General features: G+C 45.7%; 21 protein-coding genes and 1 other RNA gene. 2 read left to right on the forward strand and 20 right to left on the reverse strand.

The window, feature by feature from the left end; all coding sequences use genetic code 11:
* Positions 1 to 3 precede the first annotated feature (3 nt).
* The 5 genes from MHI25_RS23840 to MHI25_RS23860 all read right to left on the reverse strand — a co-directional run bounded on the left by MHI25_RS23840 (position 4) and on the right by MHI25_RS23860 (position 3,440).
* Positions 4 to 1,155, reverse strand: coding sequence for a cysteine desulfurase family protein (locus MHI25_RS23840; protein ID WP_076304288.1), 1,152 nt, complete (start codon positions 1,153 to 1,155; stop codon positions 4 to 6).
* A gap of 82 nt (positions 1,156 to 1,237) precedes the next feature.
* Positions 1,238 to 1,945 carry a lytic transglycosylase domain-containing protein gene (locus tag MHI25_RS23845; protein WP_340394487.1) on the reverse strand — a complete coding sequence of 236 codons (708 nt, stop codon included), beginning with the start codon at positions 1,943 to 1,945 and terminating at the stop codon, positions 1,238 to 1,240.
* A gap of 186 nt (positions 1,946 to 2,131) precedes the next feature.
* Positions 2,132 to 2,542: a hypothetical protein gene (locus MHI25_RS23850; RefSeq protein ID WP_038572882.1), complete on the reverse strand. Its 411-nt coding sequence runs from the start codon at positions 2,540 to 2,542 to the stop codon at positions 2,132 to 2,134.
* 12 nt (positions 2,543 to 2,554) lie between these two features.
* Positions 2,555 to 2,776 carry a DUF1540 domain-containing protein gene (locus tag MHI25_RS23855; RefSeq protein ID WP_036683762.1) on the reverse strand — a complete coding sequence of 74 codons (222 nt, stop codon included), beginning with the start codon at positions 2,774 to 2,776 and terminating at the stop codon, positions 2,555 to 2,557.
* A 166-nt stretch (positions 2,777 to 2,942) separates the two neighbouring features.
* A complete protein-coding gene (locus MHI25_RS23860) occupies positions 2,943 to 3,440 on the reverse strand; it encodes a YpuI family protein (protein ID WP_036683764.1) in 498 nt (165 codons plus the stop codon).
* A 316-nt stretch (positions 3,441 to 3,756) separates the two neighbouring features.
* On the opposite strand from MHI25_RS23860, the gene MHI25_RS23865 reads away from it, so the two are divergent.
* The gene (locus MHI25_RS23865) at positions 3,757 to 5,691 is read left to right on the forward strand and encodes a S8 family peptidase (RefSeq protein WP_280753443.1); all 1,935 of its coding nucleotides are present in this window, start codon (positions 3,757 to 3,759) and stop codon (positions 5,689 to 5,691) included.
* Positions 5,692 to 5,696: 5 nt separating this feature from the next.
* Here MHI25_RS23865 and MHI25_RS23870 read toward each other — a convergent pair whose 3' ends face one another.
* On the reverse strand, positions 5,697 to 7,127 hold the full coding sequence (locus tag MHI25_RS23870) for a PLP-dependent aminotransferase family protein (protein ID WP_248549389.1): 1,431 nt from the start codon (positions 7,125 to 7,127) through the stop codon (positions 5,697 to 5,699).
* Positions 7,128 to 7,220: 93 nt separating this feature from the next.
* Here MHI25_RS23870 and MHI25_RS23875 point away from each other — a divergent pair, with 93 nt between their 5' ends.
* On the forward strand, positions 7,221 to 8,441 hold the full coding sequence (locus MHI25_RS23875; RefSeq protein ID WP_076304284.1) for a PLP-dependent aminotransferase family protein: 1,221 nt from the start codon (positions 7,221 to 7,223) through the stop codon (positions 8,439 to 8,441).
* A gap of 524 nt (positions 8,442 to 8,965) precedes the next feature.
* Here the strand turns inward: MHI25_RS23875 and MHI25_RS23880 are convergent.
* The 14 genes from MHI25_RS23880 to MHI25_RS23945 all read right to left on the reverse strand — a co-directional run bounded on the left by MHI25_RS23880 (position 8,966) and on the right by MHI25_RS23945 (position 23,047).
* Positions 8,966 to 9,229 (reverse strand): hypothetical protein, encoded by a 264-nt coding sequence (locus tag MHI25_RS23880; protein ID WP_340394489.1) that lies wholly within the window; start codon positions 9,227 to 9,229, stop codon positions 8,966 to 8,968.
* Positions 9,230 to 9,695: 466 nt separating this feature from the next.
* Positions 9,696 to 10,098, reverse strand: an RNA gene (rnpB, locus tag MHI25_RS23885) — RNase P RNA component class A.
* 64 nt (positions 10,099 to 10,162) lie between these two features.
* Positions 10,163 to 11,278 (reverse strand): Nif3-like dinuclear metal center hexameric protein, encoded by a 1,116-nt coding sequence (locus tag MHI25_RS23890; protein WP_340394490.1) that lies wholly within the window; start codon positions 11,276 to 11,278, stop codon positions 10,163 to 10,165.
* Positions 11,254 to 12,024 carry a class I SAM-dependent methyltransferase gene (locus tag MHI25_RS23895; protein WP_076192145.1) on the reverse strand — a complete coding sequence of 257 codons (771 nt, stop codon included), beginning with the start codon at positions 12,022 to 12,024 and terminating at the stop codon, positions 11,254 to 11,256. Before MHI25_RS23895 ends, MHI25_RS23890 begins: the two co-directional genes overlap by 25 nt.
* A 5-nt stretch (positions 12,025 to 12,029) precedes the next feature.
* Positions 12,030 to 12,854, reverse strand: coding sequence for a hypothetical protein (locus MHI25_RS23900; protein WP_036683797.1), 825 nt, complete (start codon positions 12,852 to 12,854; stop codon positions 12,030 to 12,032).
* 110 nt (positions 12,855 to 12,964) lie between these two features.
* Positions 12,965 to 14,098 carry an RNA polymerase sigma factor RpoD gene (gene rpoD, locus MHI25_RS23905; protein WP_036683799.1) on the reverse strand — a complete coding sequence of 378 codons (1,134 nt, stop codon included), beginning with the start codon at positions 14,096 to 14,098 and terminating at the stop codon, positions 12,965 to 12,967.
* Positions 14,099 to 14,138: 40 nt separating this feature from the next.
* Entirely contained in the window at positions 14,139 to 15,974 is a 1,836-nt protein-coding gene (dnaG, locus tag MHI25_RS23910) for a DNA primase (protein WP_232061436.1), read from the reverse strand.
* A gap of 24 nt (positions 15,975 to 15,998) precedes the next feature.
* A complete protein-coding gene (locus MHI25_RS23915; protein WP_076103766.1) occupies positions 15,999 to 16,478 on the reverse strand; it encodes a DUF188 domain-containing protein in 480 nt (159 codons plus the stop codon).
* Between the two features lie 162 nt (positions 16,479 to 16,640).
* Positions 16,641 to 18,716, reverse strand: a complete 2,076-nt coding sequence (gene glyS, locus MHI25_RS23920) for a glycine--tRNA ligase subunit beta (RefSeq protein WP_076185259.1) — start codon at positions 18,714 to 18,716, stop codon at positions 16,641 to 16,643.
* Positions 18,709 to 19,596: a glycine--tRNA ligase subunit alpha gene (gene glyQ / locus MHI25_RS23925; protein ID WP_036683820.1), complete on the reverse strand. Its 888-nt coding sequence runs from the start codon at positions 19,594 to 19,596 to the stop codon at positions 18,709 to 18,711. Before glyQ ends, glyS begins: the two co-directional genes overlap by 8 nt.
* A 420-nt stretch (positions 19,597 to 20,016) precedes the next feature.
* Positions 20,017 to 20,772, reverse strand: coding sequence for a DNA repair protein RecO (recO, locus tag MHI25_RS23930; RefSeq protein ID WP_036683821.1), 756 nt, complete (start codon positions 20,770 to 20,772; stop codon positions 20,017 to 20,019).
* 36 nt (positions 20,773 to 20,808) lie between these two features.
* Positions 20,809 to 20,952, reverse strand: a complete 144-nt coding sequence (locus MHI25_RS23935) for a YqzL family protein (RefSeq protein WP_076098533.1) — start codon at positions 20,950 to 20,952, stop codon at positions 20,809 to 20,811.
* A gap of 113 nt (positions 20,953 to 21,065) precedes the next feature.
* Positions 21,066 to 21,959 carry a GTPase Era gene (era, locus tag MHI25_RS23940; protein ID WP_036683823.1) on the reverse strand — a complete coding sequence of 298 codons (894 nt, stop codon included), beginning with the start codon at positions 21,957 to 21,959 and terminating at the stop codon, positions 21,066 to 21,068.
* Positions 21,960 to 22,627: 668 nt separating this feature from the next.
* The gene (locus MHI25_RS23945; RefSeq protein ID WP_076129005.1) at positions 22,628 to 23,047 is read right to left on the reverse strand and encodes a cytidine deaminase; all 420 of its coding nucleotides are present in this window, start codon (positions 23,045 to 23,047) and stop codon (positions 22,628 to 22,630) included.
* Positions 23,048 to 23,205: the final 158 nt, after the last annotated feature.

Below are 23,205 nucleotides of genomic sequence, written 5' to 3' on the forward strand. Positions count from 1 at the left end.
TTGTTACTTCATTCCTCCTTCAGCAATCTTTAAAGCTTGTACCGCAGTGGTTAATGCTTGCTCAAGCGCAGCGACATCCTCATCTGTATGACTGTCGCCAAGGCTAATACGAATCCCACCTGAAGCACTGGAGACATCTTTACCCATAGACAATAATACACGACTAGGCTCAGCCAGTCGTGAGGAGCAGGCCGAACGGGTGGAGACAGCCATCCCCAGTTCCTCTAGCTTGCGGGCGAATACCTCTCCCTTCATGCCAGGGTAAGAGAAATGCACAATATGGGGAGCTCCATCCTCTCTGCTGTTTATAACAAATTCAGGAACGGTGCGCAAGAAGCGTAATAATCGATCTCGGAGTGGAACCAACTGGGCAACGAAGGTTTCGCGCTGCTCACCACTCATGCGGATAGCTTTGGAGGATGCGACAATCGCAGGTACATTTTCAGTTCCAGCGCGTTGTCCTTCTTCATGAGAGCCCCCTGTAAGCAATGGGAATAGCTTAATTCCCTCTTTGATATACAGTAATCCCACTCCACGTGGGCCTCGAAGCTTATGAGGAGACAGGCTATAAAGATCCACCTGCCAATCCTTTAAATCAACTGCAAGCTTACCATATCCCTGAACACCATCTACATGAAATAAGGTTCGCGGATTCACAGCTTTAATCAGCTTTCCCATCTCTTTAAGCGGTTGTATCGTTCCAATCTCGTTATTGACATGCATCACACTAACAAGCACTGTGTCGCGCCGGATAGCAGCAGCTACGCGATCAGGATCAACAACGCCAGTGCTATCGGGTGCTACAAAAGTAACCTCCCAGCCCATTCGCTGCAATTGCAGGAAACTCTCATATACAGAGGGATGCTCTATTTCTGTAGTTACCAAATGGCGACCTCTAGTCTGATATTGCAGAGCAGCGCCTTTTATCGCCAAATTATTGCTTTCCGTTGCACCAGAAGTAAATAGAATCTCTTGCGGTTGTACAGATAAAGCAGCAGCGCATACTTCACGCGACCGTCTGATCAGCTTACCCGCTTCACTGCCCGCACGGTGCAAAGAGGAAGGGTTCGCATAATGCAGCTTCATAATTTGTTCCATCGTCTGCACCACTTCTTCATAGGGCGGTGTAGCGGCGGCATAATCCCAGTAAAGCATATGTCAAATGTCTCCTTTACTTCGTTGAGTGAACTTATTATCGAAAAAGGATCAAACGGTGTTTCCCGTTTGATCCTTTTTATTATACCGCGTATTGAGCGCGAGCGCGTTCTATTTTAAAGATATAAGACTGTGTCTCTTTTGGAAGCAGGCTAAGTTTCTCCAATAATTCCTGATCATTGGTTACTCCCAGATCTGTTACCCGTCCCGGCCCTGCGTTGTACGCTGCAAGTGCCATCTTTTCCTCTCCGCCAAAGCGTTTCAGTTGATAAGATAAATAACGTACGCCGCCATCAATGTTTTGCGCCGGATCGAACGAATCAGTAACCCCTAAGCCGCTCGCGGTGCCATCCATAAGCTGCATTAAACCTTTAGCCCCTGCCGAAGAGACCACATTAGGATTAAACGAAGATTCAGTATCAATCACTGCTTTGATCAGATCAATCGGCACGCCATATTTAGCACTCGCCTTCTGGATGAGATCATCATAATAGCTCGTAGGTGTGGAACCCGTTATTTCCCCGGAAATTATGTTATTGAAAGTTTCTGTTGTCCCACCTATCTGCTGCCATAACAAGCTGCTGACTGAAGTTGCATCCGGGAGAGAAGTCAAATAGCTTGAACTTTCACTACTCGTTGACATTGCCTGAAGCATTGTCGCAAATCCAGAAGCTGAAACTCCCGTTGACCGTTCATTTCCATTCGCGGAGCTAGTTTTTTCGGTTGTAGCCTTAAGGTTGATCCATTTAAGTTGCCCTAACCCGTCGGTTACAGCGGGATTGATCTGCATGCTGGCGCACTCCTTTTTTGTCCTACTCGAATCATATATAAGGTTTCGCGTTGAAATTTCGATGAATTACGGCTTAATCTTACATTTTATCTGAGATTATTGCTATATGTTGGAATGAAAAAACAGACTTCAGACCCTGATATTTAGGTCTAAAAGCCTGTTTAGATCAAAGCCATTCAGTTCTTTTTAGCGCGCAAAGGGAATCATCACGAAGTAACTTAGTGTCGCAACAATCCCTAAGCCCATTGCCCATGCCCCAAGCGTTTTTTGCTCTTTGACATAGGAATAATAACCAACTACGGCAGCGATGGGTCCGAGAATAAAAGACCAGATGAACAATGAGGCGATCCCCATCCCCAGTCCAACATACCCCATTACCCGGCTTCCACTATATTCCGCTTCACTGTCCTTGCGTTCTTCCACTATCCGCGGGGCATCCCGAACCTGCATTGGAACCGGATTTACCTCAGCAGCGTATTCTTCGCGATGCTCTCTGTCCCGCCGAGGATAGTCCACTCTCCGCGGACGAAGAATGACTTTTCTCGGACCGGATTGTTCCCGTGATGAGCTTGATTCATTATCCTTTTCTGTGTCCATTCTGGCGGCCTCCTAAGCGTTCGGCTTAAACGTCAGACAACATGTTGCAGATGATGTACTGGCATGATCGCGGTGACCTTCATTTGTCATTTCTTCAGCATATTCTTCCTTATAACCATTGCCTACGTGCTTATCGATCTCGATGACAATTTCTTCAGCCCGGCATAAATTATGCTCGCCCCAATAATGACAATTGCTCACGCTACATTTTACTAGTGGTTTTTCACTCGACATAATTATCACCTCGGCTTCATTATGTCCGCTCCATTTACCCGCTATTCGACAGTGTGGTTTCCAGTTGATGTATCGAGACAGGGCTTTTAATCCACGCAAAAAAGGACCAGCTCATCGTCATTACAAAATGACAAAGTGCTGATCCCTTTAGATCACTATTTAGAAGTTAAACCTGATTTTGCATACGTTTCTCAGTCAAATAGTCGTTCTCATAATAAATGAGATCATCGCGAAGATCTTCATACGTTTTGGTGATTTCTAGGATGATATCACGTGCGGGACGTACTGGCTTTTTGCGGAAACGGATTGCATCCTGACCAGTATAAGCGTAACGGCCATCTTCAGAATAGCTTTCATTTTTCGGATAAAAGAAGTTGTTCACGCCATAGTGATATACATTATAAAGCGCTTTCTGTGCAAAAGATTCATCGAATGTCGCACGACGCAGCGCAACGCCTAATTTCTCATATGACATTTCCGAGAACACTAATAGGTGACGAAGATCGGACAGAAAACCTTGGTAAAATTGTACAGTTTCCTCATCTCCCTCAACTACAAGCTGAGGCAATGCATGCTCATTTAGAAATACTTCCATTTTGTCGATTACCACTTTAAGTTTATCTCTCGTCGATTCACATAATTTCTGCACATTGGCTGCTGACATAGCGGTTGCTCCTCCTTATTATTCCCTGCTCTTGTAGTCAATAAAGTTAATCCTCTGAAAGAAACCGCCCTAAAGACGTATCTCTTTATTCTTGCAATATCAGGATGTGAACACAGAGAAGTCTAACCTTCTGAACAATTATTAAGAACAACATCTAATGAGGTATCTCTTACAAAATCAAGAAGACAATTCGAGATACTTATTCTCTCTGATATTATCATAAAAAACGTTAGGAAGGTATCCTTTTCTAAGATGCATAAAAGATACGCTCTCTTCTAAACCTATAGACATTACATTGCATAGAGGAGCGGAAATCATGTCACGAAAAAATCTAACAGTTGCAGGTTTGGTTACAGCAGCTTTTACAGTTGGGTTACTTACCTTTGCCCTGCGCCCTGCCACTAATGGGACGACCAGAGATGCCGCAAAAGTCGCTGTTCAGAATCCGGCTCCAACTTCAGCTTTGCATTCACCTCCAAATCCCTCTCAGGAAAAAACATTAAAGAAAACCTCCTTAAGCCAGGATGTGGAGGCGACAGATCATCTGAATAGAGTCGATGTCAGTAGACACTTAACTAAACTCCTGTCTGAAACAGACGGGATGTCTTCGATTCATGATAAATCAGTGTATGCGAATCGATTGCAGCAAGACCACGGGTTTATCTCCATGCTGATGTGGATCGATTTCCGCACACAAAAGACTGAGACCTTTAAGTCGTCTTTTCCAAAAGGAACCGAACAGGAGAACAAACAGCTTCTAAAATATCTCAATACGGCAAAATCAGCAATCCACGGTCATCAATCCTATGAATCTCCAACGTTTACAATCGGTAAAGAAAAATATTACTTTATCGCTCAGCGGAACAAACAGAAAAATGTAGGGATTATTGCTCTTATTAACCAAAAGGTGCTTGGGCGTGTGGCAGACCATCAGCTGAAGAACCTGCGTCTCATTCCGTATCCTAAGGAAGGCAAATACCATGTGGAATCAGTCCATACCGATAACTTAAAGGACATTACAGTCAAGACCGGCCATGATAACGAAAATGCCAGCCATTTTTATGAGAATGAAATTGTAGTCCGTTTTAAGGGAAATGCTCCGACTCAGGGACAGCTCCAGACGATAACCGCCGATATCGACTGCAAGCAGCCACGCAAGCTGGGATATGCCTATATCTTTCGCTCTGAGAAGATGACCTATTATCAGCTGAAATCCTATTTCACCAACAAATGGCATCCCGAGTATACGGAACCTCACTATATGTATTTAACCAATGATACCATCACTAAAAACGCTGAAGGAACTGTCACGCCTAACGACATGTTATTCTCCACTTACCAATGGAACCTCCCGGCGATTGAAACTGAGCTAGGTTGGAATCTTTCCAAAGGCAGCAAAGAAGTGGTTGTAGCCGTAGTCGATACGGGAGTACAGATTAATCATCCTGATTTACAAGGTAAGCTTTTGACTGGTTACAATGCCATTACCAATGGTTCCACACCCGAGGATGATGTAGGTCACGGTACACATGTATCTGGAATCATTGGCGCACTTGTTAACAACGGGGAAGGTGTAGCTGGCATCAGCTGGTACAATAAGATCCTCCCTGTAAAAGCGCTAGATAACTCAGGTGCCGGAACGACTTATTCCGTAGCAGAAGGTATCATATGGGCAGCTGACAATGGCGCAAAGGTTATTAACTTAAGTTTAGGGAATTATGCCGACTCGCAGTTCCTCCATGATGCGATTAAATACGCCTATGACCGGGACATCGTGCTTGTGTCTGCAGCAGGCAATGATAATACAGAACGGCCTGGATACCCTGCAGCTTATCCCGAAGTGATTGCAGTGGCTGCTACAAATGCTTCAGGGGAAAAAGCCTCCTTCTCCAACTACGGCGATTATATTGATGTCGCTGCACCCGGAGAAAGCATCGCAAGCACCTATCCGGACAGCCAGTATGCCGCTTTATCCGGCACGTCGATGGCCAGTCCCCATGTCGCTGCGCTGGCGGGTCTGGTACGTTCACTGAATCCTAATCTGACGAATAAGGAAGTTATGGACCTTATGACCAAAAACGCTGTTGATCTGGGAACTTCCGGCCATGATAAATACTTTGGCTGGGGTCAGGTCGATATTTATAAAACGCTACAAGCGGCAAGCGGCAATCAAGTTCCATTGCAGCTTTTTCCGCAACATGTACGCCAGCAAATGAATCAATTAAAACAAAGAACAAATAACACCCCATAACCGTGTCATTGCAAAAACCGGCCAAGTAAGCGCAGAAACCGCTGTAACCCTTCCTCCATTTCCGATTCCTTCATTTGCGAATAGCAAAGACGGATGTGGCGGGAAGGCGTTTCCGCAGAGTAACAGACATCACCGGGTAAAAAAGAAATGCTCTCCTGCTCCGCCAAGTCATGCAGGCTTGCGATATCAGGAGAAGGGGGCAGCTCCAGCCAGAGATTAAGTCCTCCCTCTGGTAGAATATAGTTCACTCCAGGCGGCGCGTACAGCTTCAGAAGCTTCGCCGCCTTTTCCATACGACCACGGAGTGTTATTCGTAGCTGTGCTGCGTAGGCGTCGTATTTTTCAGCGATGAAGGGTAATACGGCCTTCTGTGTCAGCAAGGGACTTCCTAGATCACTCGCAGATTTAGCGGCGATCAGCCGGGACAGAATATTTCCTTCTGCAGCCACACAGGCGATTCGGCAACCAGGTGCAAGTACTTTGCTAAAGCTTTTCATATAGACTACATGTCCATCGGGATCCATTGATTTAATCGCCCTAGGTGGTGGTGCATGGAAATATAAATCACTAAATGGGTCATCCTCAACAATGAGGCAACGGTAGCTGCGCGCTAATTCCAGCAGTCGTTGTCTTCTTGTGATGCTCATAGTTACGCCGCTTGGATTTTGAAAAGTAGGGATGGTATAAATTAGCTTTGGAGGTCTTTGATCACACATTTTTGTAAGAACATCCACTCGCATCCCTTCACTATCCGTAGGCACAAAAATCATCTCTGCACCTCGTCCCGCAAAAACATCAATAGCACCAGTATAGCTAGGCGCCTCAAGATAGACTGTATCTCCAGGACCAACAAATGTACGAGCCACCAGATCAATGCCTTGCTGGGTCCCGCTGGTTATCATCAAATCGGAAGAAGTTAGCGAAATCCCACGCGATTTCAAATGTTCTCTCATGACATTCCGCAGCTCAAGATCTCCCTGAAAATTCCCGTAGGTTGCCATAAGCTCCGGTTGCTCTTTGACCAAGGATGCGTAGGTGTCACCAATATCTTGAAGTGGCAGCAGCTCACTGTGGATGGCGGCTAAATGAAAGGGATATTTCACTTCTGAAACATCAAAATTCCGCCAAAGCTGAGCCCTCGGCAAATAATCATCATATAAATCCTGCCAGCAACCCTCTTCTTGACGTCTATTATGGGTTGGATCGGCCACAAAGCAGCCTTTGCCCTGTCTGCAGTATATAAGTCCTCGTTTCTCAAGCATATCGTAAGCCTTGCTTACTGTAACCTGACTCACGTTCAATGTTATAGCTAGACTTCTAACGGAGGGCAGCCGGACACCTTGCTGAAGCAGTCCTGATGAGATCCGCTGACTGAGGGTTTCACTGATTTGATGGGGCAGAGTTTTACTGCCGCTGCGATTCAAATCGATATGCATGAACCCTTCACCTCCACTGTTATATTCAACGCTTTACTGTTATACAGCACTCCTATTATGATAGCATCAAATCGAAAGGTGGAGAACTAATTTATGGATATCAAATACTCAACGGCAGCCAATCATCTCGGGTCATCAGCAGTTCGGGAGATTCTAAAAGTTACACAGGGCAATGACATCATTTCACTTGCAGGCGGGCTGCCTGGGGAGGATTTGTTTCCCTTGGAGGCCGTACGTGATGCCTATAATCGCGTGCTCTCCAGCGACACCTCAGCGCTTCAATATGGGCTTACCGAGGGTTTTACTCCACTACGTGACAAAATTGCTGAAAGGCTTACCCGGCAAGGCATCCCGGTTACAGCCTCTGAGATGGTATTGACTACAGGCTCACAGCAAGCTATAGATCTGTTATGCAAAATATTGCTGGATCCCGGCGATGCAGTTTTTGTGGAAGCGCCCACCTATCTGGCAGCACTACAAGTGCTCGGTTCTTACCGGGCTGCTATTCATTCGATACCAAATGATGAACATGGCATTCTGCCGGATCAGTTGGAAGAGCAGATTCGGATACATCGGCCAAAACTGCTATACGCAGTTCCGACCTTCAACAATCCGTCTGGAGCAACATGGAGTAAAGAACGCCGCGAGAAGGTGGTTGAAATCTGCCGCCGTTACGGTGTTCTTATTCTAGAGGACAATCCCTATGGAGAAATAACCTTTGATGAAGATAAAACTCTATATCCACCCTCATTAGCCTCCATCGATAGAAGCTTCGGCGGGGATCATTGTGTAATCTACACAGGGACCTTCTCCAAAATCGTCGCCCCTGCCCTGCGCACCGGCTGGATTATCGGCGATTCCGAACTAATCAAGACCATCGCCAAGGCAAAGCAAGCAGCCGATCTGCATTCCAGCACCATCGACCAGCGTGCTTTAGATGAGCTGCTGTTGCATTTTGATATTGAACAGCATATCCGCCTCATCTCAAAAGAGTATCATTCGCGTATGAAGCTCCTGTCCGCAGAACTCAGATCACATAACTGGGAAGGAGCACATTTCCTCGAGCCAAGAGGCGGCATGTTCCTATGGCTTACCCTTTCCGAAGAGATCAATACTAAGGAATTACTCCCGCTGGCAGTGGAAAACGGAGTAGCGTTCGTACCCGGAGAGGTATTCTATTCAGCGGAGCCTCACAAAAACAAAATGCGCCTTAACTTCACACACACGCCACCCGAGCAAGTTCCTGTTGCTGTCCAGCGTCTAGAGAAAGCATTGGTACAATGGCAGCAAAATCAAAACATCGTTCGGTCGTGAACAACTGCTCGTAATCAATACCTACGATGGCAAAATAAAACGGCTTCTCCATCCTTTATTGGACGGGGAAGCCGTTTTTTGTGAGCAGATTTCTGAGCTTTCACTTTTGCGCATTTGCAGAATGTTACCTTTACGCATTTCTGCAAATCACATTTAGCATTTCTACTTTTGTGGCACTACATAGCTCATTTCGTATTTTCACATTTCACATTCAGCAATTTTTGCTCGTCACATTTCGAATTGCCATTATTCAGCGCCTCTGTACAGCTTATTTCGTATTTCCACATTCGCATTTCTACACATCTCATTTCGCATTCAGCAAATTTGCACGTCATATGTCCCATTTCCCACATTTCGCTTTCCGCATCACCAAACATCCTCTAGTTACTCAACACATCTACCACTCAATTAACTCCGATTTCACAGGAAGTTACAGCCAGAGGTTACAATTGATATTTCGCTACTAACTCCAATCTTTCCGCAGAAGATTAGCCAAGCTCCGCATTGTTACAGTTTGCTAGCTACTAATCTATTTCTGGCGTCAAAGTAACCATGGCGTTCGGAAGTTCGGGAGTTCTGAATTCTGGAGTTCTGAGTTCTGGAGTTCTGGAGTTCTGGAGTTCTGGAGTTCTGGAGTTCTGAGTTCTGGAGTTCTGGAGTTCTGGAGTTCTGGAGTTCTGGAGTTCTGGAGTTCTGGAGTTCTGGAGTTCTGGAGTTCTGGAGTTCTGGAGTTCTGGAGTTCTGGAGTTCTGGAGGTTTGTATCGGACCCCAGCGCTCTTATTTGCATCAATTCCGCTCATTTGGTTTGCTATCGGACCCCATAGTCACTATTCGATCCAAAACGCCCGATATCCACCCTATTTATGCCGAATAACGGCTCTCCAGTCCGAAACTCCTCCAAAAAGGCATAAAATACACAAATAGCTGCATCTCGGTCCGTTAGCATATCAGCTCATCAAACCATCAACCATCAACCATCAACCATCAACCATCAACCATCAACCATCAACCATCAACCATCTACTATCTACCATCAGCTCATCAACCACCAGCCATCAGACATCATCAGCCGCTAGCAATTCTTCTAAATAGTCTAATTTCTGCATATCACGTTCCAAATCCCTGCATGTTATCGCATTTACTGCTTTATATATTTGCCGTATCCGCATTTGTTTGCAACAAAAAAGGCGGCGTAAGCCGGGTTACCGGGATACGTCGCCGTTTGTATGGTGTTGTTATTATAACGTTGCAGTTAGGAAAGTTTGCCGTAAGCCGGGTTCTGTGCTCGTCGTGGTTCGATCGGGAACTACCCTCCCACCATAAGCGACAATCATCTATCTAGGCCATACATTACTGCACAGCTCCAGCGACCAACCTAGACGCGCCTCAGGCTAAGGCTGCTTATTCAGCTGCGTCTCATTAGGTCTTGCTCCAGATGGGGTTTACCAGGAACGAAGTCACCAGCGTTCCTCGGGGTCTCTTACACCTCGGTTCCATCCTTGCCTGTGCCGCCCTAAGGCGGCCATCGGCGGTCCATTTCTGTGGCACTATCCTTCAGCTCGCGCCGACTGGACGTTATCCAGCATCCTGCCTTATGGAGCCCGGACTTTCCTCCCGTGACGTCTTCACGTCACCGGCGATTGTCTGTCAAACTTTCCGAACAACATTATATATTATACAGACATCACATGTCTGGCACAAGCATTATTAAATGGCAATTTTATAGGAACTTAAATGGCTCCGTATTCACCTGCGAAGCATGCACAGCTGTATCATACTTATGCTCGGCCAATTTTCCAGCCATCCACTCTGCTACTTTCTCTTTCATGATCTTCTCCGCATTATGTCCCGGATCAATCAGAGTGATTCCGGCGAGCGCAGCATCCTGAACTGTATGATAATCCAGATCCCCAGTAACCAGGACATCCGCACCGCGGAAAATAGCACTGTTATAATACTTTCCACCCGAGCCACCGAGAACGGCAGCTTTACGAATCGGACGGTCCAAATCACCAACAACCCGTACATGGTCTACCTTCAGGCCTTTTTTTACCGTCTCCACGAATTGTCCAAGGGTTGTAGGCTCTTTGAGCTTTCCTACCCGCCCAAGTCCTAAGCTGCGGCCTTTAAGATCCATTGAGTACAAATCATAGGCAACCTCTTCATAAGGATGGGCCTTAAGCATAGCCTGCACCACTTTGTTGCGGATGGAGTGCGGGACGATCGTCTCAATACGAATTTCCTCGGCACGTTCCATCTTACCTTTTTCCCCGATATAAGGATCCGTGCCTTCTCCTGGAATAAAAGTACCGTATCCCTCGATATTGAAGCTGCAATGACTATAGTTGCCAATTGCCCCTGCTCCAGCATTCAGAATAGCATCCAGAACCTTCTGATGATGATCCTTCGGCACAAATACTACCAGCTTTGATAATTGCTCGGAGTGAATGCCTTTGATGGGTACTCCGTTTTCTATGCCAAGAGCTTCAGCCATCCAATCATTCATTCCACCTTCGGTGACATCCAGATTCGTGTGGCTGATGTACACCGCAATGTCATTCTTAATTAATTTTTCATACATTTTGCCCGCCGGTGTGTCTGTCTGGATTCCTTGCAATGGACGGAAAATAATCGCATGATGCGCAATAATCAAATTGCAGCCTAGACGAATCGCTTCTTCAACTACCTCATCATTCACATCTAAAGCAACTAATACATTAGTGATTTCTTTTTGCAGCGTGCCCAGTTGAAGACCAATTTTATCCCAATCCTCAGCTAAATGCTTAGGAGCCAGTTGCTCCATATACTGAATTACTGTTTGTCCCTTGGCAAACATTGTAGCACCTCCGTAATTTCCCTGATCTGACCTTGAATCTGTTTCCGTTTATGCTCAGCAGATTCGAGTTCTGAACGTGACAACGATGTTAAAATGCCTTCCAATTTCTGAATCTCACCCTGCCACTTAGCAAAAAACACAGCATTTGGTGCTTGAAGCAGCCATGGTCCCATTTGAAGCAAGGCCTCTTGCCCAAGGACTTTAGCGGAATCCCCCAAGGTTAATTCACGATATACACTTTCATTTGTAATTCCAGCTTCCGTATTTTCTGGTACAGCCGTCAATACTTCATATAGCTTCCCGTCTTCTTCCAAAATTCTCTCAGCTACGAGTACCCATTTATTATTTAATAACCAGCGGCGCAAAATATCCTCGCCTACATTCGGTTGAAGCAAAAGGGTTGTAACCTCTTTTAGCTTCCCCTGGCTTTGACCCCGGTCCAGAATCGCGGCAATTAATGCGCCTCCCATGCCAGCAATCGTGATACAATTGACTTCACCAGGTTCCAGAACCTCAAGGCCATCTCCACGGCGCACCGAGATCACCTTCCCTAGTCCAGCCTCTGCAACGCCCTTACAAGCAGCATCAAAGGGACCCGGGTTTACTTCACCTGCAATTGCAAACACAGCCTTACCGCTTTCGACAGCGGCCACAGGAAGCAAGGCATGATCGGAACCGATATCTGCTAATCTGCTTCCTTGCGGAATTTGCTCCAGCAATTGCTGAAGCCGATCTGATAATTTCACATTGTTCATGTTGCCACCCACGTTATCCATTTTTTTCGAAACCCAAACAACAAAGCTAACCCTGCTGCAATCTTTAGGATCAGCATCAATGAAATCCACTGCGGATAATCCTGTCTTAATAAAAGAGCGTCAAGCTCTGGCATGATCCAAAGCGATACTCCCACTGCAAAATAAACACTGGCAACACCTCTTACCTTATGATGCAAAAGCCAGCTTAACCATACCATCAGCACACACAATGGCAGCCATAGGAACTCCAGTTCAAATATAGAGGCCTCCGGGCTTCTTCCACCGAAGAACCCTGCATACAGTAATGCCCAAAAAGCAAAACCACAGTACTGCAACAAACCTATCCGGAGTAAAAATCCCAAAATACACCATAACAAGCCGCAGCACCCAATTAGAATAGGCCTCCAGAGCTGAGGATCCAGATCATGCAAATCAATCAGCCATAGCCCAAAACCAAGCGTTAAAACACTGCCCAGCCCCGCTAGGATAAGACTGATAACATTGTTCCGGTCCTTATAAACGGCGGAGTATCCATAACAAATAATTAATACAGATAGTGCGGTTGCAAGTTGCAAAGGCCAGGGAAAAACGCTAAAATAAAGACTAATCAAGAAAATCAAGGAAATAATTCCAAAAGAAAACAGCCAAATTTTGATGCTTCCCTGCTGTAAATTTCTCAGCGAAATTGGATTGTTATCCTTATTCGCATCCTCATCGTCATACAGATTGGTTAAGAAATCGCAATACTGCTCTGGCAGCAACCGGCTTTTTCTCCAATACTGAATCTCTTTTATAATGATGTCGCGTTTTTCCAAATTCACTGGCTCATCCTTCTTTCCAGATACACAAGGTCAACACATTTTTTACCAGCGTAAATTCAAATAAAAGAACCTCCTGCCACTGAGCAGCAGAAGGTCCAGTTCATGAAATACTATTCAAGGAAATCCTTAAGCCGTTTACTGCGGCTAGGGTGACGAAGTTTGCGCAATGCCTTGGCTTCGATCTGGCGGATCCGTTCCCGGGTAACACCAAACACCTTGCCGACTTCTTCAAGCGTTCTTGTCCGTCCATCATCAAGGCCAAAACGCAGACGAAGTACATTCTCTTCACGCTCCGTGAGCGTGTCCAGCACATCCTCCAGCTGTTCCTTCAGGAGTTCATAAGCCGCTGCATCCGCAGGAGCCAATGCTTCCTGATCCTCAATGAAGTCTCCTAGATGAGAGTCATCTTCTTCACCTATTGGTGTTTCCAAGGATACAGGTTCTTGGGCAATCTTCATGATCTCTCTAACTTTCTCCACCGTCAGTTCCATCTCAGCCGCAATTTCCTCTGGGGAAGGTTCGCGTCCCAGTTCTTGCAGCAATTGGCGAGAAACCCGAATCAGCTTGTTGATCGTTTCCACCATGTGTACAGGAATACGAATGGTACGCGCCTGATCCGCAATCGCACGAGTGATGGCCTGGCGAATCCACCAAGTCGCATACGTACTAAATTTGAATCCCTTGTTATGGTCAAATTTCTCTACTGCTTTGATCAGACCCATATTACCTTCTTGAATCAGATCCAAGAACAGCATACCGCGTCCGACATAACGTTTCGCGATACTTACTACGAGACGCAGGTTCGCCTCTGCAAGACGGCGTTTAGCTTCTTCATCGCCATTCTTAATCCGCATAGCAAGCTCAACTTCATCGTCAGCCGACAACAAAGGAACGCGTCCGATTTCTTTTAGATACATACGGACAGGGTCATTAATCTTGATCCCTGGTGGCAGTGACAGATCGTCATCAAAGCTGAAATCATCGCTGTCTTTATCCTCATTATCCTCACTTGGTCGGAGGCTGTTAACCTCTTCATCGTTCTCGTTTACAACCTCAATTCCCAAATCACTGAGTTGCTCGTAGAACTCCTCCATTTGCTCGGGGTCTTGATCAAACGGCGATAATTTCTCCATAATATCTTTGTAATTTAATGATGATCTTTTCTTACCTTGCTCAATGAGCTGATCCTTCACCTGATCCAAAGTAAATTCTGCTTCCAATTCAGTATGCTGATCGTTCGCCATAATTCGACTCCCTCCTCCCTAGGTACATCCTGTCAACATGTCATTGTCTCTCTAGGGCTATAATCTCACTTGCTATTTGTGCCGCACGCAAAAAGTCACCTGACTTTTCAGCCTGAATCATCTCTTCACGCTTCTGTTCCATTTTGCGTTGCAGTGGGTATTTCCGCACTTCACGAATACAATCATCTAGAACCTGCATATTCCAGTCCGGAGGGGTATCCATCATGGATATTGATGTCGCAGTTTTCTCCAGACGATCATCCTGAAGTGATGATAGAAACCGACTAATGCCGGGTGGTTTGCCTTGCGCGTAATAGGCATATAGATAAGCAGCAATTGCCGCATGATCAACGATGTTGAAATCTTCTCCGAGGCGTTCGCCCACATACGTGGCGGCTTCCGGGTCCTGAATCATAAAGGACAATAGACGCCGTTCCGCGACATGATAAGCGGGTAGTAAGGTCGGTGTCTGCACCTGCCCTTTTTTATGCCTACCATTATTCCACCTTTTGTCGTTATTATCCCCTTCAGGGATGTTTTTTTGCATCGATGCCCTAAGTAAATTACAATCCTGCTTCAAACTATCATATGAAAGTTCGAGTTCAGCAGCGATTTCCTTCAGATAAACCTCTCGCTCTGTTGAGGAATGCAGTGAAGCAATAACTTCTAAGGCTTCCTTGACATAGGCGATTTTGCCATCTTCCTCTAGGAGTATATGGTTTTTTTTCAGATATATAAGCTTAAATTTTATGGATGAAACTGCTGAATCAATAACCTGATCTTTAAATCTTTCTCCTCCATGCTTGGAGATAAATTCATCCGGATCCACCCCGCTTGGCAGTAAGGCGATCTTTACACGCAGGCCGCTGCCTTCAAGCATCGGAATGGCCTTCATGGCTGCTGCTTGTCCCGCCCGGTCACCGTCGTAAGACAGTATAATTTCATCAGCCAGGCTTTTCATCAGTGCTACATGACCCTCCGTCAAGGACGTTCCCATCGTTGCTACGCCGTTATGCACACCCGCTTCCCAGGATGAGATGACATCTCCGTATCCTTCAAACAGGACGATTTGTCGAGTTTTGCGAATGGATGCTTTGGACTGGTGCAAATTGTACAATATCCGGCTTTTGTTAAACAATCTACTCTCCGGAGAATTTAAATACTTAGGTTGACCCTCTCCAAGTATTCTTCCGGCGAATGCGATTACCTTGCCTGTACGGTTGGCAATCGGAAAGATAATCCGGCCACGGAAACGATCCAAATAGCCTTTGCCCTCACCGCGGGCTGACAGAAGTCCGCCTTTCTCCATTTCCGCAAGATCAAAATTTCGTTTCTCCAAAAACTGCAGCAAAGTATCCCAGCGGTCCGGAGCATATCCGATCTGAAACTGATCAATCATTTTATCACTGAAGTTCCGGCCTCTTAAATAGTCCATAGCGGCTTTGCCGTGTTCCGTGTTCTTCAGCAAGTAATGATAGAACTTTGCCGACCATTCATAAGCTTGAATCAACCGGTCGCGTTCCGGATCAGGAGGAGACATCATACCTCCCTTACCTTCTGGAACGGGAATATCACTTTCTTCAGCCATTATTCTGACAGCTTCGGGGAAGGTTAATCCTTCGATTTCCATCCTAAATTTGATGGCATTTCCACCCATACCGCAGCCAAAGCAATGAAATACTCCCCGGTCGGGGGTAACAGTAAAGGAAGGGGTTTTCTCCGAATGGAACGGGCAGAGGCCCCATAAATATTTCCCCTGCTTGGACAAATGAACAACCTTACCGACTGTATCGACTATATCATGACGCGCAAGCACGCTTTCGATAACCTCTTCCGGAATATTGCCGTGTCCGCTAGCCACTTCAACCACCTTCATCTCTTAACAAATAAATATAATTCGCTATTGCTCCACATTCTCCTGCAAAAGTATTAAAAGTTTTGTCAGTTTATGTTGAAAATAAGTTTTTTCTTCTGCCGTTATGGGTTTTGGACCCTTGGAATAATGTCCCCGTCTTCGTTCCACAGCCCTGGCATGTCTACCCTCCAACATAAAATCCATCTTGAAATTGTCGTATTCCTGACCACGGAATGAAAGCACACTGCATCGTTTACCTAGTGCAAGTGCCGCAAGACCATAATCTTGAGTCAATACCACATCTCCTGCAGTAATATGATTGGCAATATATAGATCGGCACTCTGATCTCCTCGATCCACCTGCACAACCGTTACACCCTCTTCAGCTTTCAGTGCATGGTCATAAGAAGATACCATAAGTACCGGAACACCAAAGGTGCGACCTACCTCAGCGATCTCTTTTTTGACCGGACAAGCATCCCCATCCACCACTATCGTTCTAGACTGGGACTTCTCCATGATCATCACCAATTTCCCGTGTAATATATATACGCCCTCTCCGCAAGAAATCCTTCTTTCTAAGCATAAATACGGAACGGATGTCAAATGACGCATTGGCACCGTTCCGTATATTTATACCCCAAACCAACATTCTATACCATAAGATTCAAATTTTCTTGATTAAAATTACCAGACAAGCTTCGCGAAATCAGCGAACGACTTGGAGTCAGCATCAATACCAGCAAGCAGAGCCAAACGGTTAGCACGCACTTGCTCGTCCTCCGCCATAACCATAACGGAATCAAAAAATGTTGTAACGGCGTCTTTTAGACCCGAAAGAATCCGAAGTGCTTCTTCGGCATTTTTTGCCGCCATAGCTTCAAGGTAAGGTGCGTGAAGCTCCTGCCATGTATTAAAAAGCTGCAATTCAGCATCTTCTTTAAGTAAAGCAGGATCAATCACTTCACTGGTTGCTTTACTTGCCAAATTACTGACACGAGTAAGCGAATCTACGGTAATCTTGAAATCTGCTTGGTCGGACACAGCAGCCATAAGAGCACGGCTTCTGCCCACAACATCTACCACGTCGTCAAAACCAGCCGCTGTAACAGCGTCCACAACATCATAGCGTACATTGTCAGATAAAAGACGTTTTACACGCAGACCGAAGAACTCGTACAGGTTTATACGTAGTTCATCTCCAGAATGTTTCGTATTTCCTGAATTTTCATGAATTTCAATCGCCGCTTCAAAAATTTCGCGCAGCGTAATTGGCAATTTATGCTCAAGCACAATTTGGACAATACCTGCAGCCTGACGGCGCAGGGCATATGGATCCTGAGATCCTGTCGGAATGATGCCGATGGAGAAGCAGCCAACAATCGTATCGATTTTGTCCGCTATGCTGACAACTGAACCTGCTTCTGTTGAAGGTACAGCATCTCCTGCAAATCGTGGCTGATAATGCTCGAAGATCGCTTTTGCCACAGTTTCAGGCTCGCCTGCTTTACGTGCATAATCTTCACCCATTGTTCCTTGCAGCTCAGGAAATTCATAAACCATTTGTGTTACAAGGTCGAATTTACAAATATCCGCAGTGCGACTTACTTCGGACACAGCAGAAGCTGATAGTCCAAGCTTCACAGCCAGACGATCAGAGATTTGGCGAATACGGCGCACCTTATCCCCTACGCTGCCCAAATCTTCATGGTAAACAATGTTCTCAAGCTTGGCTAACGCATCGTCAATCTTCATCTTTTGATCTTCTTGATAGAAGAATTTGGCATCTGATAGACGAGCACGAAGCACTTTTTCATTTCCCTTAGCGATAACATCCAAGGATTCTGCATTCCCGTTACGTACGGTTACAAAGAATGGAAGTAGCTTGCCAGCTGCATCAAAAACAGGGAAATAACGCTGATGCTCACGCATCGAGGTAATCAGCACATCCTGAGGAATCTCTAAGAAAGATGGATCAAAGGTTCCAAAGAGCACGGTTGGTGTTTCTACCAAGAACAGTACTTCTTCCAAAAGATCTTCTTTAATCGCAATCGTCCAGCTTTTCTCTTCAGCCAACTTGTTGATTTGATCCAGGATAAGCGTTTCCCGTTCCTTCACATCCACAAGTACATGCTGCGCGCGCATGCTCTCCACATATTGTGCAGGCTCCGAGATTACAGTCTCTGTACCCAGAAAACGATGTCCACGGCTCACATTACCCGCTTTTACATCCGTAATTTCCAAATCAATGATCTCTTTACCAAAAAGAGCAACCATCCAGCGAATCGGACGAACGAATTTAAAATCGTAAGCTCCCCAGCGCATGTTCTTCGGGAAAGTCATCGCATTTACAATACCCAGAAGTCCTTCTGTGAGCAAAGAAGCAGTCTCTACACCCGCACTATTTTTTGTGGCATAAATATATTCCACGCCAGCTAGTTCTTTAAATGTAAATTGCTCTGGAGATACACCTTGACTGCGGGCAAATCCTAGCGCAGCTTTACTCCAGTCGCCGTTAGCATCCAGCGCGATTTTGCGTGAAGGTCCTTTGACCTCTTCGCTAATATCCTCTTGCTTCTCAGCCGCGTCCTTAACAAATACAGCGAGACGACGTGGCGTCGCATATGCAGTAACTCCAGCATGGTTTATACGTGCAGAATCCAACCACTTGGACATTCTATCTTGCAGCTGTTCCATCGCAGCACGGATAAAACGTGCAGGAATTTCCTCCAGACCGATCTCAAACAGGATATCTTTAGACACGGTCAGCACCTTCTTTCTTCAGCAGCGGGAAGCCAAGCTTCTCGCGTTCCTCAAGATATGTTGCCGCTACGGAGCGGGCAAGATTACGCACTCGGGTAATAAATCCAGTCCGTTCAGTTACACTAATTGCCCCACGCGCATCGAGTAGATTAAAGCTATGTGAGCATTTCAACACATAATCGTAGGCTGGAAACACAAGATGTTTCTCCATCGCTCTACGTGCTTCCTCTTCATACATGTTGAACAGCGAGAATAACATTTTTACATCCGATACTTCAAAAGTGTAGGTAGAATGCTCGAACTCCGGCTGATGAAAAACATCACCATAAGTCATACCGCTTACCCATTCAAGATCGAACACATTTTCTTTATCCTGAATGTAAGAGGCTAAGCGCTCCATCCCGTAAGTGATTTCTACAGCAACAGGGTTAGCTTCGATGCCACCTACCTGCTGGAAGTAAGTAAATTGAGTGATCTCCATACCGTCCAGCCATACTTCCCATCCCAGACCCGCACAGCCCAGTGACGGATTCTCCCAGTTATCCTCTACAAAACGGATGTCATGCAAGAGCGGATCAATACCGAGTGCTTTCAAGCTATCCAAATAGATCTCTTGAATGTTATCTGGTGAGGGTTTGATGATTACTTGGAATTGGTGATGCTGATACAGACGGTTCGGGTTCTCTCCGTAACGACCATCGGAGGGACGACGTGAAGGCTCTACGTAAGCCACTCTCCAAGGCTCAGGACCTAGTGAGCGTAAAAAAGTCATAGGGTTCATCGTGCCGGCGCCTTTTTCTGTGTCATAAGGCTGTACGATGATACAGTTCTGTTCAGCCCAGAACTGCTGCAGTGTCAAAATCATCTGCTGGAAGTTCATAATACCGTCTCCTTCGCTTTACAAGTTTTTTACAACAGCTTGCCTAAAACTTTCTACCATGGAGGCGGCACTTTTAGCTCCTGACAGCAACAAAAAGCCCCCGCCCCCATGCCTGATTAACAGACATAGGGACGAGAGCTTAACTTATTCTCCCGCGGTTCCACCCTACTTGATTTCATACCTTGTATAAGCAAGTTTGCTGCCAAAACAAGAACGAAATCCACTTTCATTCGCCGCATTCGTACTCCCGGGTGCCATGTTCATGAACGTTGTCCCGCTAGGCTTCCACTGCCCCCAGCTCGCTGAATAACGACAATACAGTCCACTACTTTCCCGATCAATGCACGCCTCTCCCCAATTGGAGCATAACGACGATCATATAATAAACTGATCCTATAGTAACGGAAAAATCAGCTTTCGTCAAATCTTGTACTTGTCGAGCTGGTCTAGGAAACTTTGTGACTTCAGCTTTAATCCGAGTTGCACATCCATAAAGGCCCGCATAATTTTTTTCAGCTCATCCCGGCTGCTTTCCTTTACATCCACATTGCCTAGTCTAGTCAGGTCAAGTCTGGCGAATAATCGCAGCAGCTTCAACGCACGAGCAGAGACCTCCATGGCTGGAGGGTCATTATGTTTACAACTGCGGCACAGTGCTCCACCAAGGCGAGGGCTGACCAGCAGTTGATCATCCGGCTTCTCGGCACCACAAATTACACAAGAATCGAATTCAGGACCATAACCGGCTGCCTGTAAGATTTTCATTTCAAAGACATTTATGATAACGCCGGGTTCCTTGTCCTCTTCAAGTGCATTAAGACAGGCCGTAAGCTGGCGAAACCAAAAGCTTCCCGTTTCCTCATCATGCAGAACACGATCAAGCAGTTCACACGCATAAGACGCATAAGCAGCTTTGATCAAATCCTCACGCAGCGGATGGTGCGACTTCGTAATTTCGCCAGAATTTAGTGTCCCAAGTCCTCCATTATTTCTAAAAAAAACAAATTCCCCAACGGTGAACAGTTGGATCAATGCAGCATGGCGGCTTTTGACCTTCTTTGCGCCACGCACCAGAACCCCTACTTTTCCCGCGTTCTCGGTGCAAAGCGTAATAATTGCGTTCCCCTCGCCGTAGTCCATGCTGCGGATGACGATCCCTTCCACCCTGTGTAGCATGCCTCTTCCCCCAACCATTCGGCAAGCAACCAGTCCTTATTGCGCTTCTTCATCACAGGCCTTCTCTTCCTCCACTAGCTGTAATCCACTATCTTCAAGCGGATGGCCAGCTTCCTTATACAGCAGGTAAGCATCGACGTCTCCTGTCATTGCAAAATACTTCCACGAAAAGTTTCGCATTCGTATTCATCCTTTCTTGGGAAAGACGATGTCTCTTATCAAGAATTAGGATGGTGCGATGGAGCAGGTTCTATCCTTGCAATTCCTACCAAACGAGGAATAACGGAATTAACTTAAAGGTCTTTATGGAAGCCCAAATCCCGCAGAACGCGGTCCTGATTGCGCCAATCTTTTTTCACTTTTACCCATAGCTCCAGAAAAATCTTCGAACCCAGCAGGTTCTCAATATCTGTCCGAGCCCGTCTGCCGACCTCTTTCAGCATTGCCCCTTGCTTGCCGATAATAATTCCCTTTTGCGAATCACGCTCAACAAAAATAACAGCTGAAACATGCACTACTCCATTAGGCTCAACCTTCATATCTTCGATGGCTACAGCAATAGAGTGTGGCACTTCTTCACGAGTCAAATGCAGAATTTTCTCCCGGATTAATTCCGCGCAGACAAATTGCTCGGGGTGATCCGTGATTTGATCTTCCGGATAATACTGAGGGCCTTCCGGCAAGTACTTGGCAACTTGCTCTAACAGCGTGTTAACATTGCTGCCCATCTTCGCAGAAATCGGAATAATTTCGGCAAAATCATGCAGCTTGTTATATTGAGCCATAAGCGGGAGCAGAGCTTCCGGCTCTATTTTATCGATCTTGTTGAGCACCAGAATCACCGGTGTCTTCAGACCATTTAATTGCTCGGCAATGTAACGGTCTCCACCGCCCAAGCCCTCTGACGCATCCACAAGGAATAACACAGCTTCTACTTCACCCAGTGTACTCATTGCAGTCTGGTTCATGTAGTCGCCTAGCTTGGACTGTCTTTTATGAATTCCCGGTGTATCCAGGAATACGATTTGTGAAGTGTTTGTTGTGTAAACACCATGGATTTTGTTTCTGGTTGTCTGTGGCTTATCCGACATAATGGCAATCTTCTGGCCAATGACCTGGTTCATGAGTGTTGATTTACCTACGTTTGGTCTGCCGATAATTGCGACAAAGCCTGATTTGAATTTCATATTATCTTCCTTCCATACTTACCTTCTAAATTTGCGTTTGAAAATCTTTTAAGATCTTTTTCGATCCCCCTAAATCCCCCTTAGCCAAGGGGGACCCCAAGGGCCCCGGCCCTCTGGACACCCGGAAATGGGCGTAACTGCAACGTTAGGCTGGATTAGAGGGACTATGGTGCATGAGCGCTTTCCTCCCCTATCGGGGACACGCTTCACTGTCGCTTATTCACACGGTTCGCATTGCCCTCACCATGAATAAAGATTACTGAGATGATTGGCTTTAGGCTGTGTTACAAGTAACCTTACGTAATTAAAATCGCTGACGGCTTTTGCCGTGGCGCTTACCTCGTAATGTTACTCTAAAAACACATAGTTTGCACCAGTTTAGCCTAACTTGGTAGAACTAGAACACTTTTAATTGTACTTTGTACAATTAATTTTAGGTTGAGTTTATGTTTTTGGTGTTTTAGTTGTATTTTGTGCAATTAAATCCTGTCTTAAGAGCCAAATATGGGCTTTATCATAAATTTAATTGTACTATCTGCAACTAAATTCATTTTTGTCGCGAAAGAGTAGCAATTTAACTGTACATTGTGCAATTAAAGTAGCAACCTTCGTCTAACTATGCCTGATTTGCCTTTAAACAGGCACAGGCATTAAATCAAAACCTCATTTTATTCTGGAGCTTGTCCTTGCTTCAGATCTACGGGACCAAAAGCGCCTGGAAGCAATTCTCCCACCGTAGTCTCAACGATATCACCCTTCATGTTCCCAAGAATAACCTTCATATCCGGCGAACACAACTCAATCATTACTTGCCGGCACACACCGCAAGGTGAAACGGGGCCGTCAGAGTCAGCTACTACGGCAATTGCTTTAAAAGAACCAACAGCGTGTCCATCCGCAATCGCACGGAATAGTGCTGTCCGTTCCGCACAGTTGGTTGGTCCAAAAGCAGCATTTTCCACATTACAGCCGTGGTGAATATGACCATCCTGATCAAGAAGGGCAGCTCCCACTCCGAATCGGGAATATGGAATGTAAGCTTTTGCTCGTGCTTTAATCGCCTCTTGCATAAGAAGAGTAGAATCCATATTTTGTCCTCCTAAAGTTTGTTGAGTATTGACTTCATTGATTTTTCTTCGCACAAAACTCACTTCGTAAACATCTAATTAGTTTCGTTTATCGTTATTTTCTCAGCGTGCGCTAAATTTTATCAGTGTACTTCATGAGATATATTCGGGTACATAAC

Origin of the sequence: Paenibacillus sp. FSL E2-0177 (genome assembly GCF_037992975.1) — a bacterium.
GTDB lineage: Bacteria > Bacillota > Bacilli > Paenibacillales > Paenibacillaceae > Paenibacillus_AQ > Paenibacillus_AQ odorifer.